The organism is Pseudolysinimonas kribbensis (assembly GCF_039531715.1).
Classification (GTDB): Bacteria; Actinomycetota; Actinomycetes; order Actinomycetales; family Microbacteriaceae; genus Pseudolysinimonas; species Pseudolysinimonas kribbensis.
The window spans coordinates 152,475-166,897 of the sequence record NZ_BAAAQO010000004.1 but is presented as its reverse complement, the minus strand read 5'-3'; the positions used below and the strand labels follow the sequence as shown (position 1 = coordinate 166,897).

General features: G+C 73.8%; 17 protein-coding genes and 1 pseudogene. All 18 read left to right on the top strand.

Annotation, left to right across the window (positions count from 1 at the left end):
• The first annotated feature begins 18 nt into the window (after positions 1-18).
• The 18 genes and pseudogenes from rpoZ (at position 19) to trpA (ending at position 14,420) form a co-directional block, all read left to right on the top strand.
• A complete protein-coding gene (rpoZ, locus tag ABD285_RS11365) occupies positions 19-276 on the top strand; it encodes a DNA-directed RNA polymerase subunit omega (protein WP_284255483.1) in 258 nt (85 codons plus the stop codon).
• Between the two features lie 21 nt (positions 277-297).
• A complete protein-coding gene (gene coaBC, locus ABD285_RS11360; RefSeq protein WP_284255484.1) occupies positions 298-1,482 on the top strand; it encodes a bifunctional phosphopantothenoylcysteine decarboxylase/phosphopantothenate--cysteine ligase CoaBC in 1,185 nt (394 codons plus the stop codon).
• A 32-nt stretch (positions 1,483-1,514) separates the two neighbouring features.
• Entirely contained in the window at positions 1,515-2,708 is a 1,194-nt protein-coding gene (metK, locus tag ABD285_RS11355; RefSeq protein WP_344202642.1) for a methionine adenosyltransferase, read from the top strand.
• A complete protein-coding gene (locus tag ABD285_RS11350; RefSeq protein WP_344202641.1) occupies positions 2,705-4,651 on the top strand; it encodes a primosomal protein N' family DNA-binding protein in 1,947 nt (648 codons plus the stop codon). Before metK ends, ABD285_RS11350 begins: the two co-directional genes overlap by 4 nt.
• A gap of 52 nt (positions 4,652-4,703) precedes the next feature.
• On the top strand, positions 4,704-5,621 hold the full coding sequence (gene fmt, locus ABD285_RS11345) for a methionyl-tRNA formyltransferase (RefSeq protein WP_284255765.1): 918 nt from the start codon (positions 4,704-4,706) through the stop codon (positions 5,619-5,621).
• Positions 5,618-6,967, top strand: coding sequence for an RsmB/NOP family class I SAM-dependent RNA methyltransferase (locus tag ABD285_RS11340; RefSeq protein WP_344202640.1), 1,350 nt, complete (start codon positions 5,618-5,620; stop codon positions 6,965-6,967). The genes fmt and ABD285_RS11340 overlap by 4 nt, the downstream gene beginning before the upstream one ends.
• Positions 6,968-6,999: 32 nt before the next feature.
• Positions 7,000-7,656 (top strand): ribulose-phosphate 3-epimerase, encoded by a 657-nt coding sequence (rpe, locus tag ABD285_RS11335; protein ID WP_284255487.1) that lies wholly within the window; start codon positions 7,000-7,002, stop codon positions 7,654-7,656.
• Positions 7,653-8,045 (top strand): annotated as a pseudogene (locus tag ABD285_RS11330) (NUDIX hydrolase); the annotation flags it as partial. The gene rpe and the pseudogene ABD285_RS11330, both read left to right, overlap by 4 nt.
• An 84-nt stretch (positions 8,046-8,129) precedes the next feature.
• Positions 8,130-8,498 (top strand): FKBP-type peptidyl-prolyl cis-trans isomerase, encoded by a 369-nt coding sequence (locus tag ABD285_RS11325; protein ID WP_284255767.1) that lies wholly within the window; start codon positions 8,130-8,132, stop codon positions 8,496-8,498.
• A gap of 17 nt (positions 8,499-8,515) precedes the next feature.
• On the top strand, positions 8,516-8,779 hold the full coding sequence (locus ABD285_RS11320) for a phosphoribosyl-ATP diphosphatase (RefSeq protein WP_284255489.1): 264 nt from the start codon (positions 8,516-8,518) through the stop codon (positions 8,777-8,779).
• Between the two features lie 41 nt (positions 8,780-8,820).
• Positions 8,821-9,657, top strand: a complete 837-nt coding sequence (gene hisG, locus ABD285_RS11315; protein WP_284255490.1) for an ATP phosphoribosyltransferase — start codon at positions 8,821-8,823, stop codon at positions 9,655-9,657.
• Positions 9,654-10,439 carry an imidazole glycerol phosphate synthase subunit HisF gene (gene hisF, locus ABD285_RS11310; protein ID WP_284255491.1) on the top strand — a complete coding sequence of 262 codons (786 nt, stop codon included), beginning with the start codon at positions 9,654-9,656 and terminating at the stop codon, positions 10,437-10,439. Before hisG ends, hisF begins: the two co-directional genes overlap by 4 nt.
• Positions 10,436-10,789, top strand: coding sequence for a phosphoribosyl-AMP cyclohydrolase (gene hisI, locus ABD285_RS11305; RefSeq protein WP_284255492.1), 354 nt, complete (start codon positions 10,436-10,438; stop codon positions 10,787-10,789). Before hisF ends, hisI begins: the two co-directional genes overlap by 4 nt.
• The gene (locus ABD285_RS11300; protein ID WP_344202639.1) at positions 10,786-11,379 is read left to right on the top strand and encodes a Trp biosynthesis-associated membrane protein; all 594 of its coding nucleotides are present in this window, start codon (positions 10,786-10,788) and stop codon (positions 11,377-11,379) included. The genes hisI and ABD285_RS11300 overlap by 4 nt, the downstream gene beginning before the upstream one ends.
• 33 nt (positions 11,380-11,412) lie before the next feature.
• Positions 11,413-11,649, top strand: a complete 237-nt coding sequence (locus ABD285_RS11295) for a DUF6704 family protein (protein WP_284255494.1) — start codon at positions 11,413-11,415, stop codon at positions 11,647-11,649.
• 1 nt (position 11,650) lies between these two features.
• The gene (gene trpC / locus ABD285_RS11290; protein ID WP_344202638.1) at positions 11,651-12,421 is read left to right on the top strand and encodes an indole-3-glycerol phosphate synthase TrpC; all 771 of its coding nucleotides are present in this window, start codon (positions 11,651-11,653) and stop codon (positions 12,419-12,421) included.
• Positions 12,418-13,632, top strand: coding sequence for a tryptophan synthase subunit beta (gene trpB / locus ABD285_RS11285; protein ID WP_344202637.1), 1,215 nt, complete (start codon positions 12,418-12,420; stop codon positions 13,630-13,632). Before trpC ends, trpB begins: the two co-directional genes overlap by 4 nt.
• Positions 13,629-14,420, top strand: a complete 792-nt coding sequence (trpA, locus tag ABD285_RS11280; protein ID WP_284255495.1) for a tryptophan synthase subunit alpha — start codon at positions 13,629-13,631, stop codon at positions 14,418-14,420. The genes trpB and trpA overlap by 4 nt, the downstream gene beginning before the upstream one ends.
• Positions 14,421-14,423 lie beyond the last annotated feature (3 nt).

Genomic DNA, 14,423 nt, shown 5'->3' with positions numbered 1-14,423 from the left:
CCTCGCAAGGAGCATCCCATGGCCGACAAGAACTCCGGCATCATCGACCCGCCGATCGATGAGCTGCTCTCGCGCGTCGACTCGAAGTACCAGCTGGTCATCTTCGCGTCGAAGCGTGCGCGTCAGATCAACGACTACTACGCCGACCTGCACGAGGGCTCGCTCTTCGACAACGTGGGTCCGCTCGTCGACTCGACGATCGACGACAAGCCGCTCTCCGTGGCGCTGCACGAGATCAACGAGGACAAGCTCGTCCTCAAGCCGATCGCCGAGTAGGACGCGGCGCGCCCCACGGGTATGAAGATCGTCGTCGGCGTCGCCGGCGGGATCGCGGCGTACAAGACCGTCGGTCTCGTGCGAGAGCTCGTGCTCGCCGGTCACGATGTGCACGTGGTGCCGACCGCCTCGGCGCTGCGATTCGTCGGGGCGCCCACCTGGGAGGCGATCAGCCGCAACGACGTCACGAGCGACCTGTTCGATCACGTCGCCGAGGTGCGCCACGTCGCGCTCGGGCAGAGCGCGGAACTCATCATCGTCGCGCCGGCGACCGCGCACACCCTCGCCAAGCTGGCCGCGGGGCTCTCCGACGACCTGCTGGGCACGACGATCCTCGCGTCCGAGGCGCCGCTCGTCGTGGCGCCCGCCATGCACACCGAGATGTGGCGCAACGCCGCGACGCAGGCGAACGTCGCGACGCTCGTGGCGCGCGGCATCCGCATCGTGGGTCCGGCCGACGGGCAGCTGACCGGTACCGACTCGGGACCGGGCCGGATGTCGGAGCCGCACGAGATCGCCGAGGCGGCCCTCGCGGTCGCCGGCTCCCACGCCCGGCACGACCTGGCGGGTCGCCGGATTGTCGTGACGGCGGGCGGCACCCGTGAGCCGCTGGACCCCGTGCGCTTCATCGGCAACCGCTCCACCGGCCGGCAGGGCGTCGAGCTCGCGCGCGCGGCCGCGCGGCGCGGCGCCGAGGTCACGCTGATCGCCGCCAACCTCGAGGTGCCCGCCGACGGACTCCGGGTGCAGCACGTCTCGACGACGGCGGAGCTGCAGGAGGCCGCGCTGCTGTCGGCCCAGACCGCGGACGTCGTCATCATGGCCGCCGCGGTCGCGGACTACCGTCCCGACTCGGTGGCCGACGAGAAGATCAAGAAGGACGTCCAGGGCGACGAGCTCGCGCTGCGGCTCGTGCGCAACCCCGACATCCTGCACGAGCTCTCCGCCGCGCGGCGGGCGGGGCAGGTCGTGGTGGGGTTCGCCGCCGAGACGGAGCGCGACCCGGAGCGGCAGCTCGAGCTCGGCCGCGCCAAGATCGCCCGCAAGGGGTGCGACTTCCTCGTCCTCAACAGGGTCGGGTGGTCCGAGGGCTTCGGCACCGCGACCAACGCGGTCACGGTGCTCGCGGCATCCGGCGATATCGTGGCCGAGGCGAGCGGCAGCAAGGCGTCGGTCGCCGACCGTATCCTCGACGTGCTCGCCTGACCGGCGGGCTCCGCCCCCATCAGAAGGTCCCCGTGAGCGATCTGCGCCTCTTCACGTCCGAGTCCGTCACGGAAGGGCACCCGGACAAGATCTGCGACCAGATCAGCGACAGCATCCTCGACGCGATGCTCGCGCAGGATCCGCACGCGCGCGTCGCCGTGGAGACCCTCGTGACGACGGGACTCGTGCACGTGGCGGGCGAGGTCAGCACGAGCGGCTACGTCGACATCCCGTCGATCGTGCGTAACCGCATCACCGCGCTCGGCTACGACTCGTCCGACGTGTGGTTCGACGGGCGCTCCTGCGGCGTCGAGATCTCGATCGGCGGCCAGTCGCCCGACATCGCCCTCGGGGTCGACACGGCGCTCGAGACGCGCGTGGGCTCCAGCGCCGACGAGCTCGACCGCCAGGGCGCCGGCGATCAGGGCATCATGTTCGGCTACGCGGTGCGCGAGACCCCCCAGCTCATGCCGCTGCCGATCTGGCTTGCCCACCGGCTCGCGGAGCGCCTCGCCGAGGTGCGCAAGGCGGGGGAGGTGGACTACCTGCGCCCGGACGGCAAGACCCAGGTGACCGTCGGCTACGACGGCGCGGTCCCGCGCTCCATCGAGGCGATCGTGCTGTCGGCTCAGCACTCGCCGCGGGTGAGCACCAAGCAGCTCGAGGCGGAGCTCATCGAGCTCGTGATCCGTCCGGTGCTCGATCGGGTCGATCTGCCGTGGGAGAACGCGCAGCGCTACATCAACCCGACCGGCCGGTTCGAGATCGGCGGCCCGCAGGGCGATGCCGGCCTCACCGGCCGCAAGATCATCGTCGACACCTACGGCGGCGCGGCGCGGCACGGCGGCGGCGCGTTCAGCGGCAAGGACCCGTCGAAGGTCGACCGTTCCGCGGCCTACGCCCTGCGCTGGGTGGCGAAGAACGTCGTCGCGGCCGGTCTCGCCGACCGGGTGGAGGTGCAGGTCGCGTACGCGATCGGCACGGCGTCGCCGGTGGGGCTCTACGTCGAGACGTTCGGAACGGCCGCCGTGCCCGACGAGCGGATCATCGCCGCGATCCGCGAGGTGTTCGACCTGCGTCCCGCCGCGATCATCCGCGACCTCGACCTGCTGCGCCCGATCTACACGCCGACGGCGAGCTACGGCCACTTCGGCCGCGAGCTGCCCGACTTCACCTGGGAGCGCACCGACCGGGTCGACCAGCTGCGGGCGGTCGCTCAGCCGTGAGCGCGATCGCGCGGGTCCTCGTCGACTCGTCGCTGCCGCAGCTCGACCGGCTGCTCGACTACCGCGTGCCGGACGGATTCGAGGTCGCCCCGGGGGTGCGCGTCTCGGTGCCGCTGCGCTCCGCGGGCCGGCGGGCCGACGGGTTCGTCGTCGAGCTCGCCGACCAGCAGGCGTTCCCGGGACCGCTCAGCGATCTCGCGGCCGTCGTGTCGCCGGTTCCCGTGCTGAGGCCCGAGGTGTGGCGGCTGGCACGCGCGGTGGCCGATCGCGCGGCGGGTTCGGCGTCCGACGTGCTGCGACACGCCATCCCGACCCGGCAGGTGCGCGTCGAGAAGGCCTGGCTGGCCCGCGGCGAGGAGCCGGCCGCTCCGGCGATCGCTGCACCCGGACTGCCGGAGTACCCGGACGATCTCGTGCGCGCCCTCGCGGCGCACGAGCGGCTGGCGCTGCGGGTGCCGACCGGGGTGGAACGCATCGGCGACGCCTGGGCCGGGCGCTGGGCGTCGGTGCTGGCGCGGCTGGCGGCACGCACCGTCGCGGCGGGCGAGTCGGCGATCGTCGTCCTGCCCGACTACCGCGACGAGGATCAGTTCGCGGCCGCGCTCGCGCCGCTCGTGCCCGCCTCGGCGCGGGTGCGCTGGGATGCCGCCCTCAGCAATCCGGAGCGGTACCGCGGTCTGCTGCGGGCCATGGAGGCGGCGCCCGCGGTGGTCTTCGGCACCCGGGGGGCGATCTACGCGCCGGCCGCCCGGCTCGGGCTCATCGTGGTCTGGGACGACGGCGACCCGCTGCTCGGCGAGCCGCTCGCGCCGTACGTGCACGCGCGGGATGCGGCCCTGATCCGGCAGGAGCAGCAGGGATCGGCGCTCGTGCTCGCCGGCCACACGCGCACGACCGACGTCGAACGGCTCGTCGAGGTCGGCTGGGTGCGCGACGCGGCGCCGGCGCGCCTGTCGCGGCCGCACGTGATCCCGACCGCCAACATCGATGCGCGGGACCGGCTCGCGGCCCGGGCGCGGATCCCTTCGGTCGCCTGGCGCGAGGCGTCCGAGGCGGCGCGCCGCGGCCCGGTCCTCGTGCAGGTCGCGCGGCCCGGCTACGCGCCGGGGCTGCGCTGCGCCGAGTGCGGCGAGGCGGCGCGGTGCCGCCGCTGCGGCGGTCCGCTCCGGCAGGCGCGGGCGGGCGGCGTGCCGTCCTGCGGGTGGTGCGGTTCGCCGGATGCCGCGTGGGCGTGCGCGACCTGCGGCGGCACCCGGCTGCGGCCGAGCGGGGCCGGTGCCACCCGCACGGCGGAGGATCTCGGACGCGCGTTCCCCGGCATCCGGATCGTCATCGCCGACGGCGAGCGGACGGTGCGCGAGGTGGGCCCCGAGCCCGCGATCGTCATCGCGACCCGCGGCGCCGAGCCGATCGCCGCGGGGGGCTACCGCGCGGTGCTGCTGCTCGACGGCGACCGGATGGTGGCTCGCGCGAGTCTGCGCATCGGGGAGGACGTGCTGCGCTGGTGGACCGCGGCGAGCGCCCTGGCCGCCGACGACGCCCGGGTCGTGCTCGTCGGCGTCGGCGGCGCCCTCGCGACCGCGATGGTCACCGGCGACACCGCCGCATACGCTCGAGCCGAGCTCGCCGACCGGCGCGCCCTGCGGTTCCCGCCCGCGGTGCGGATGGCGACGCTGCAGGGCCGGCCCGACGCCGTGGCGGCCGGGGGTGCGGCCCTTCCCGAGGGCGCCGAGGTGGTGGGCACGACGGCCGATGGGGACGCCGCACGCTCGATCATCCGCTTCGACTACGCGCACGGAGCGGCCGTCGCCGCCGCGCTGCGTGCCGAGGTCATCCGGCAGGCGACGGCCCGGCGCAAGCCGACCCCCGGGGCACCGCGCCGGGGGCGGCAGCCGCTCCCGCTCAAGGTGCGCCTGGACGATCCGGACCCGTTCGCCGAGTGACCGGGTGCCGGTCGCGAGCCGCGGTGACCGCTAGCGTCGAGGAGTGCAGTCGTTGCGGGTCGTGTTCGCCGGGAGTCCGGCCGCCGCGGTCCCCTCGTTGCGGGCCCTGATCGCCGGACCGCACGAGGTCGTCGCGGTCGTCACCCGGGAGGACGCACCGCTCGGGCGCAAGCGGGTGCTGACACCGACCCCGGTCGCCGACCTCGCGGCGGAGCACGGCATCCCCGTCGTCAAGGCCAATCGACTGGCGGCGGTGACCGAGCGCCTGATCGCCCTGCGAGCCGACCTGGGCGTCGTGGTGGCCTACGGCGGGCTGATCCGCGAGCCGCTGCTGTCGGCCCCGCGGCTCGGCTGGATCAACCTGCACTTCTCGCTCCTGCCGCGGTGGCGCGGGGCGGCGCCCGTCCAGCGCGCCGTGATGGCCGGTGACCGGGAGACCGGGGCGGCGGTCTTCCAGCTCGTGCCGGAACTGGATGCCGGCCCGGTCTTCGCGATGCAGCGCCGCCCGATCGGTGCCCGTGAGACGGCGGGGCATCTGCTGGATGCGCTGGCCGCGGAGGGCGCGGAGCTGCTGGTCGAGGTCGTCGATGAACTGGCCTCCGGCACCGCGGTCGCGGTCGAACAGGACGGCGAGCTCACCCTCGCGCCCAAGCTCACGATCGACGACGCCCGGGTCGACTGGAGCGCCGACGCCGACGAAGTGGACGCCCGCATCCGCGGCGTCACGCCGGAGCCGGGAGCGTTCACGGAACTGGACGGCCAGCGGCTGAAGATCCTCGATGCGGTGCCGGCCCGCGGCGTCACGCCGCTGGAGCCCGGCGCGCTGGCCGTGCGCGAGGGACGCGTGCTGGTGGGCACCGGCGGCGAGCCCGTCGAGCTCGTGCTCGTCCAACCCGCGGGACGGCGCCCGATGCCGGCCGCCGACTGGTGGCGCGGCCGCCCGGCCGGGGCTCGGGACCGCGTCTCGTGAGCATCAGCCCCGCGCGACGCGTCGCGTACGGTGTGCTGCGCGCCGTGCACGACGGGGACGCGTACGCGAACCTCCTGCTGCCCTCGCGGATCCGTCAGGCTCGGCTCTCGCCGGCGGATGCCGCGCTCGCGACCGAGCTCAGCTACGGCGCACTGCGGATGCAGGGCTACGACGATCGCGTCATCGCGCTGGCGGCGGGACGGCCCGTGGAGAAGATCGACCCGGAGGTGCTCGACGCGCTGCGGCTCGGGGTGCGGCAGCTGCTCGGGATGCGGGTTCCCGCCCACGCGGCGGTCGACGAATCGGTGTCGCTCGTCACGGCCGCGGGCCGGAAGCGGGCGACCGGGTTCGCGAACGGCGTGCTGCGCACGGTCTCCCGGTCGACCCCGGATCAGTGGCGCGCGCGCGTTCTCGCGGGGCTCGATGGCGACGAGCTGCTCGCGGCCGAGTCCGCGCACCCGACCTGGGTGGTCGAGGCGTTCCGCGCCGCGCTGGCGGCCGAGGACGCCGCCGCGGAGCTGCCGGAGCTGCTGGCCGCCGACAACGTCGCCCCGCGGGTCGCGCTGGTGGCGCTGCCGGGACTCGCCGAGCCGGCGGAACTCGGTGCTCCGGGAGGCGTCTCGCCCGTGGCGGCCGCGTCGCCCGGCGGCGACCCGGCCGCGTTGCCGCCGATCGCATCCGGCCGCGCCCGGGTGCAGGACGAGGGCTCGCAGCTCGCGGCGCTCGCGCTGAGCCGCGCCCGTCCGATCTCCCCGGGGGAGCGCTGGCTCGATCTGTGCGCCGGCCCGGGCGGCAAGGCCGCACTGCTCGCGGCCGAGGCACGCCTCGGGGGAGCCGTCCTCGAGGCGAACGAGCTCATCCCGGCCCGCGCCGGGCTCGTGCGCCGCGCGCTGGAGGTGTTCGATCCGCCGCCGGTCGTGCACGAGGGCGACGCGGTCGCGTTCGGCCGGGACCATCCGGGGGAGTACGACCGGATCCTGCTCGACGCGCCGTGCACGGGCCTCGGCGCGCTCCGCCGTCGCCCCGAGGCGCGCTGGCGCAAGCAGCCGTCCGACCTCGCCGAGCTCGTCCCGCTGCAGGCGGCGTTGCTGGATGCCGCCGTCGTCGCGCTGGGTCCCGGCGGGCTGCTGGCCTACGTCACGTGCTCGCCGCATCCCGCGGAGACGCGCGAGCAGGTCGCGGCGGTGCTGGGCCGGCATCCGGGGCTGCGGGCCGTCGACACCCCCGCCGTTCTCGCCGGCATCGCGACCCGCGACCTCGGCCTGCCCGCGTCGCCGAGCGCCCAGCTCTGGCCGCACCGGCACGGCACCGACGCGATGTTCATCCAACTGCTGCGCGCTGCCTGATGCGCGCCGTCCCGGCGCCGTAGGGTCGAGGCGTGAGCGTGCGGATCGAGCCGAGCATCCTCTCCGCCGACTTCGTCAACATGGAGGCGGAGCTGCAGCGGATCGCGACCGCGGACGCCGTGCACGTCGACGTCATGGACAACCACTTCGTGCCGAACCTGACCTTCGGCCCCGAGATGGTGCGGCGGGTGCAGGCCGTCTCGCCCGTGCCGCTCGACGTGCACCTCATGATCACGGATGCCGACCGCTGGGCTCCCGGATACGCGGAGCTCGGCGCGTTCTCGGTGACCTTCCACGCGGAGGCGACGGACGACCCGCTCGCACTGGCCGCGCGGCTGCGCGCGGCCGGATCCCGTGCGGGCATCGCGCTCAAGCCCGGCACGCCGGCCGACGAGGTGATCGCGCACCTGGACGCCTACGACCAGGTGCTCGTCATGACCGTGGAGCCGGGTTTCGGCGGGCAGGGATTCATGGACGACATGCTCGGCAAGATCCGCGCCGTGCGTGCGGCGATCGACGCCGCCGGCACCGGCACCTGGCTGCAGGTCGACGGCGGCATCTCGGCTGGGACCATCGCCCGTGCGGCGGCGGCGGGCGCGGACACGTTCGTCGCGGGATCGAGCGTCTACGGCGCCGAGGATCCGGCGGCCGCGATCGGCGCCCTGCGCGCGGCGGCCGCCGCGGCATGACCGAGCCGATCGACCGCAATGCGGCGCGGATCCTGCTGCGCGACGACGACGGGGCGATCCTGCTCATCCACGGCCATGACCCGCTCGAGGAGGCGGGCGGCTCCTGGTGGACCACGCCGGGCGGCGGTGTCGAGCCGGGGGAGAGCGACGAGGAGGCCGCGACCCGCGAGCTGACCGAGGAGACCGGCCTCACGGGCGTGCCGCTCGGGCCCGTGGTGTGGCGCCGCGACGCCGAATTCGGCTGGAACGGCATGGTGCTGCGCCAGCACGAGGTGTATTACGCGATCCGGGTCGCGCGCTTCGAGCCCGACCGCTCCGGATGGACCGACCTGGAGCGCGGGGCGCAGGACGAGATGCGGTGGTGGACCACGGCCGAGCTGCGGACGAGCACCGAGACGATCTACCCGGAGGCCCTCGCCGACCTGCTCGACGCACTCGACCGGGCCGGTCGGAGCATGGGCTTGAATGGACCCATGGCAGACATGACCAAGCCCGAGATCGACTTCATCGAGGGCCCGGCCCCGACCGAGCTCGTCATCACCGACCTCGTCGTCGGCGACGGACCCGAGGCGACGCCCGGTGCGCGCGTCGACGTGCACTACGTGGGCGTCGACTTCGAGACCGGCGAGCAGTTCGACGCCAGCTGGGACCGCGGCGAGTCGATCGAGTTCCCGCTCGCCGGCCTCGTCCGCGGGTGGCAGGAGGGCATCCCCGGCATGCGGGTCGGCGGCCGCCGGCAGCTCGTCTGCCCACCGGCCTGGGCCTACGGCCCCGCGGGCGGCGGTCACCGGCTCTCCGGGCGGACCCTCGTGTTCGTCATCGATCTCCTGGGCGTGCGGTAGTCGGTAGCCTTGAGGGCGTGAAGACCTTCGACGAGCTGTTCGCCGAGCTCGGCGAGAAGGCGGCGGCGCGCCCCGAGGGGTCGCGCACGGTCGCTGAGCTCGATGCGGGCATCCACGCGATCGGCAAGAAGATCGTCGAGGAGGCCGCCGAGGTGTGGATGGCGGCCGAGCACGAGACCGACGAGGCCACCGCGCTCGAGGTGTCGCAGCTGCTGTACCACCTGCAGGTGCTGCTGCTCGCGAAGGGCCTGACGCCCGCGGACGTCTACCGACATCTCTGAGATCCCGCCGCCCACCCGACGACCCGAAGGATCTCATCCCCATGCTGCGCATCGCCGTGCCCAACAAGGGCACCCTCTCCGAGACCGCGGGGGCCATGCTGGCCGAGGCCGGCTACTCCGGCCGCCGCGACCCCAAGGAGCTCATCGTCGCGGACCCGCGCAACGACGTCGAGTTCTTCTACCTGCGTCCGCGCGACATCGCGACCTATGTCGGCTCGGGCGCGTTGGACGTCGGGATCACCGGCCGCGACCTGCTGCTCGACTCGCACTCCGGCGCCACCGAGGTCGACGTGCTCGATTTCGGCTCCTCGACGTTCCGCTTCGCCGGCCCGCCCGACCGCTTCGGCGGGCTCCCCGACCTCGAGGGCGTGCGCGTCGCGACGAGCTACGACGGCCTGGTGAGCGACTTCCTGGCCCGTCACGGCGTCAGCGCGACGGTCGTGCGCCTGGACGGCGCGGTGGAGTCCGCGGTGCGGCTCGGCGTCGCGGACGCCGTGGCCGACGTCGTGGAGACCGGCACGACGTTGCGCAAGCAGGGCCTCGAGATCTTCGGCCCGGTCATCCTGGAGTCGAACGCGGTCCTGATCGCGAACGGCGACCCGGAGGGCCTGACGACGCTGCGCCGTCGCCTGCAGGGCGTCATCGTCGCTCATCGCTACGTGCTCATGGACTACGACCTCCCGGCCGAGCTGATCGACCAGGCGACCGCCGTGGCGCCGGGCTTCGAGTCGCCCACGGTGTCGCCGCTGCGCGACGGCGGCTGGGTCGCCGTGCGGGTCATGGTGCCGCGCGCGGAGACGAACCAGATCATGGACCGGCTCTACGAGCTGGGTGCCCGCGCCATCCTGGTGAGCGCGATCCACGCGGCACGGATATGACCGGATCCGATGTTGCCACCCGCGTCATCCCGTGCCTCGACGTCGCGGCGGGCCGCGTCGTCAAGGGCGTCAACTTCCTGAACCTGCGCGACGCGGGCGACCCGGTGGAGCTGGCGCGGCTGTACTACGCCCAGGGCGCCGACGAGATCACCTTCCTCGACGTCACGGCCACGATCGAGGACCGCGCGACCATGTACGCGACGGTGACGGCGACGGCGGAGCAGGTGTTCATCCCCCTCACCGTCGGTGGCGGCGTGCGCACCGTCGACGACGTCGTGCGGCTGCTCGCGGTGGGAGCGGACAAGGTCGGCGTGAACAGCGCCGCGATCGCCCGACCGGACCTCGTCGACGAGATCGCGACCCGCTTCGGCGCGCAGGTGCTCGTGCTGAGCCTGGATGTGAAGAGGAGCGCCCCCGCGGGGAGAGAACGGTACCCGTCCGGCTTCGTCGTCACGACGCACGGTGGCCGCACCGAGACCGAGCTGGATGCGATCGCGTGGGCTCGCGAGGCGATCCAGCGAGGCGCGGGGGAGCTGCTGGTCAATTCGATCGACGCCGACGGCACGAAGCAGGGCTTCGACCTCGAGCTCGTCGCCGCGATCCGGGAGATCAGCCCCGTGCCGGTGGTCGCGAGCGGGGGAGCCGGCGCGCTCGAGCACTTCGCGCCCGCGGTCGCGGCGGGGGCGGACGCCGTGCTCGCGGCATCCGTGTTCCACGACGGCCTGCTCAGCGTCGGACAGGTGAAGGGCGCGTTGCGCGCGGAGGGAGTGACGGTCCGATGACCGATGTCGACGAGGTCGTGAGCCGCGCGGTCTTCAACGCGGACGGTCTGCTGCCCGCGATCATCCAGCAGCACGACAGCCGCGAGGTGCTCATGCTGGGCTACATGGACGCGGAGGCGTTGCGCCGCACCCTCACCGAGGGGCGTGTGACGTTCTGGTCGCGCAGCCGCCAGGAGTACTGGCGCAAGGGCGACACGAGCGGCCACCGTCAGTACGTCAAGGGCGCGGCACTCGACTGCGACGGCGACACCCTGCTCGTGCAGGTCGAACAGCTCGGGCCGGCCTGCCACACGGGCGCGCACGCCTGCTTCGACGTCGACCCGCTCGAGCCCGCGATCGGAACGCCGTGAGTCCGGCGCGGCTGCGCGGCGTCTCGCTGGCCGTCGTCGCGCTGCTCGCGGGCCTGGAGTTCCTGGCCTGGTCGCAGACCTGGTTCCGGATCGCGCTCGCCCCGCACGCGCTCGACATCGGCGGCGACGTCGCGGGCGCCGCGCTGCCCGCGCTCGCGCTCGCGTCGCTCGCCCTCGTGCTGGCGCTCGCGCTGGCCGGCCCGGCGTTCCGGATCATCCTGGCCCTGCTGGAGGCGCTCCTCGGAGTGGGCGTCATCACGGTGACCTCGTTCGCGCTCGCGAACCCGCTCGTCGCGTCGGCGCCCTCGATCACGAAGGCGACCGGTCTGTCGGGCTCGACGGCGGCGTACGCGGGCGATGTCGCGGCGACCGGCTGGCCGGTCGTGGCGATCGTCGGGGGGTGCCTCATGGTGCTCTGCGGCCTGTTCCTGGCGATCACGGTCCGTTCCTGGCCGCGGAGCGGTCGCCGCTTCAGCCGCACCCGGGCGACCCCCGGGGCCGGTGCCGGTTCCGCGGAGCCCGACCTCGATCCGGTCCGGGAGTGGGACGCCCTGAGCGAGGGCGACGATCCGACCCGGCCGAGCCCATAGACTGACCATGCACGACACGAGGAGACACGCGGAGTGAGCGACCACAGTCAGACCGACCCGGGTCACGGCAACTCGCCGGCCGCCTGGGTGGCCGTCATCATCATGCTGATCGCGATCGCGGGCGGCACGTTCGCGTTCTGGTTCGACATCCCGTGGCTCGTCTGGTCGTTCGCCGGGCTCGTGCTGGTCGGCGCGATCGTCGGCGGCATCCTCGCCAAGCTCGGCTACGGCGTGCACGGGTCGCGCACGACCTCGAAGGCGCACGACTAGCGTGCTCGACGACCTCGTCGCCGGCGCCCGCGAGGATGCGGCGGCGCGCCGAGTCGATCGTCCGCTCGAGCAGGTCGAGCGCGACGCCCTCGACGCGCCCCCCGCACTCGACGCGGTGGCCGCCCTCGCCCCGAGCGATCGCGTGAAGATCATCGCCGAGATCAAGCGCGCATCGCCGTCCCGCGGTCCGCTCGCGGCCATCACGGAGCCGGCCGCCCTCGCCGTCTCGTACCAGACCGGCGGTGCCAGCGCGATCAGCGTGCTGACCGAGCAGCGGCGGTTCCACGGCTCCCTGGCCGATCTCGAGCAGGTGCGCGCCGCCGTCGAGATCCCCGTGCTGCGCAAGGACTTCGTCACCGAGCCCTATCAGGTGCTCGAGGCGCGGGCCGCCGGCGCCGACCTCGTGCTGCTCATCGTCGCCGCTCTCGAGCAGCAGCAGCTGCTCGCGCTGCACGCGCTCGTCCACCAGCTCGGCATGACGGCCCTGGTCGAGACCCACTCCGCCGACGAGGTGCAGCGGGCGCTGGACGTGGGCGCCCAGGTGGTGGGCGTGAACGCGCGCGACCTGGCGACGTTCGAGCTCGACCGCGAGCTGTTCGGGTCGCTGGCCGACGCGATCCCCTCGGGCGTCATCCGGGTCGCCGAGTCGGCCGTGCGGGAGCCCGCGGACGTCGCGCACTACCGCGCGGCGGGCGCCGATGTCGTCCTGGCCGGCGAGGCGCTCGTGACCGGTGACGACCCGGTCGCCGCGATCGAGGCGTTCCGCCGATGACGTCGCTGCAGCAGCTCCCCGGCCCGTTCTTCGGCGAGTACGGCGGCCGGTTCATGCCCGAGTCGCTCATCGCGGCCATCGACGAGCTCGCGGCGGCGTACGAGGCCGCCCGGTCCGACCCGGAGTTCCAGGCGGAGCTCGCGGCCCTGCACCGCGACTACAGCGGCCGGCCGTCGATCCTGACCGAGGCTCCGCGCTTCGCGGAGCGCGCCGGGGGCGCGCGGGTCTTCCTCAAACGGGAGGACCTGAACCACACCGGCTCGCACAAGATCAACAACGTGCTCGGCCAGACCCTGCTCACCCGCCGCATCGGCAAGAAGCGCGTCATCGCCGAGACCGGAGCGGGCCAGCACGGCGTCGCCACGGCGACCGCGGCGGCCCTGTTCGGCATGGAGTGCACGATCTTCATGGGCGAGGTCGACACGCAGCGCCAGGCGCTCAACGTCGCCCGGATGCGGCTGCTCGGCGCCGAGGTGGTCTCGGTGACGACCGGCTCCCGCACCCTCAAGGACGCGATCAACGAGGCCTACCGCGAGTGGGTGACCTCGGTCGAGACGACCAACTACGTGTTCGGCACGGCCGCCGGACCGCACCCGTTCCCGGCGATGGTGCGCGACTTCCAGAGCGTCATCGGCCGCGAGGCGCGCCAGCAGCTGCTGGATCGCATCGGCCGGCTGCCGGATGCCGTGCTGGCCTGCGTCGGCGGCGGCTCGAACGCGATCGGCATCTTCGACGCCTTCCTCGACGACGCGGACGTGCGCCTGATCGGCTTCGAGGCCGCGGGCGACGGGATCGACACCCTGCGGCACGCCGCATCGATCGAGAAGGGCCGCCCCGGCATCCTGCACGGCGCCCGCAGCTACCTGCTGCAGGACGAGGACGGTCAGACCGTCGAGTCGCACTCGATCTCGGCGGGCCTGGACTACCCGGGAGTCGGCCCCGAGCACGCCTACCTGCACGACATCGGGCGGGCCCAGTACCTGCCGGCGAGCGACGACGAGGCCATGGAGGCGCTGCGGCTGCTCAGTCGCACCGAGGGCATCATCCCGGCGATCGAGTCGGCGCACGCCCTCGCCGGTGCCCTGCGCGTGGGGCGCGAGCTCGGCCCCGACGCCGTGCTGCTGGTCAACCTGAGCGGACGCGGCGACAAGGACGTGCAGACGGCGGGCCGCTGGTTCGGGCTCTTCGACGAGGGGGCGACGCAGGAGTGAGCGCCGACGCGACCGCCGGGGCGGCCACGATCCCCGATCGGGCCCTCATCGGCTACCTCCCGATCGGCTTCCCCGACCTGGAGACGAGCATCGACGCGGCCATCGCGTTGGTCGAGAACGGTGTCGGCGTGCTCGAGCTCGGGCTGCCCTACTCCGACCCGGTCATGGACGGTCTCGCCATCCAGAAGGCGACGCAGGCGGCCCTGCAGGCCGGCTTCCGGGTGCGCGACGTGTTCGCGGCCGTCGAGGCGATCCGCGGCCGGGTCGAGGTGCCGACCCTCGTCATGACGTACTGGAACCCGGTGGTGCAGTACGGCGTCGACCGCTTCGCGCGCGATCTGCGCGACGCCGGCGGTGCCGGGCTCATCACCCCGGACATCACGCCGGATGCCGCCGCCGACTGGATCGCGACGAGCGAGCAGCAGGACCTCGCCCGCGTCTTCCTCGCCGCGCCCACCTCGAGCGACGAGCGTCTCCGTGAGACGGTGCGGTCGAGCCGCGGCTTCGTCTACGCCGTCTCGACGATGGGCATCACCGGCGCGCGGCAGGACGTGGACGCCGCCGCGCGCACGCTCGTCGGCCGTCTCCGTACCGCCGGGGCGACCGGCCCCGACACCATCCCGGCGTGCGTCGGGATCGGCATCTCGACGCCCGGCCAGGTGGCCGAGGTGCTCGGCTACGCCGACGGAGCCATCGTCGGCTCCGCCCTCGTCACCGCCCTCGCCGAGCACGGCGTCTCCGGCCTCGCCCGGACCGCTGCGGAATTGGCTCAGGGCACGGACCGGTAAGGT

Coding starts and splice junctions, on each gene's coding strand:
- rpoZ (WP_284255483.1), top strand. CDS start 19: ATGGCCGACAAGAACTCCGGCATCATCGACCCGCCGATCGATGAGCTG.
- coaBC (WP_284255484.1), top strand. CDS start 298: ATGAAGATCGTCGTCGGCGTCGCCGGCGGGATCGCGGCGTACAAGACC.
- ABD285_RS11325 (WP_284255767.1), top strand. CDS start 8,130: ATGGCAGACATGACCAAGCCCGAGATCGACTTCATCGAGGGCCCGGCC.
- hisG (WP_284255490.1), top strand. CDS start 8,821: ATGCTGCGCATCGCCGTGCCCAACAAGGGCACCCTCTCCGAGACCGCG.
- hisF (WP_284255491.1), top strand. CDS start 9,654: ATGACCGGATCCGATGTTGCCACCCGCGTCATCCCGTGCCTCGACGTC.
- hisI (WP_284255492.1), top strand. CDS start 10,436: ATGACCGATGTCGACGAGGTCGTGAGCCGCGCGGTCTTCAACGCGGAC.
- trpB (WP_344202637.1), top strand. CDS start 12,418: ATGACGTCGCTGCAGCAGCTCCCCGGCCCGTTCTTCGGCGAGTACGGC.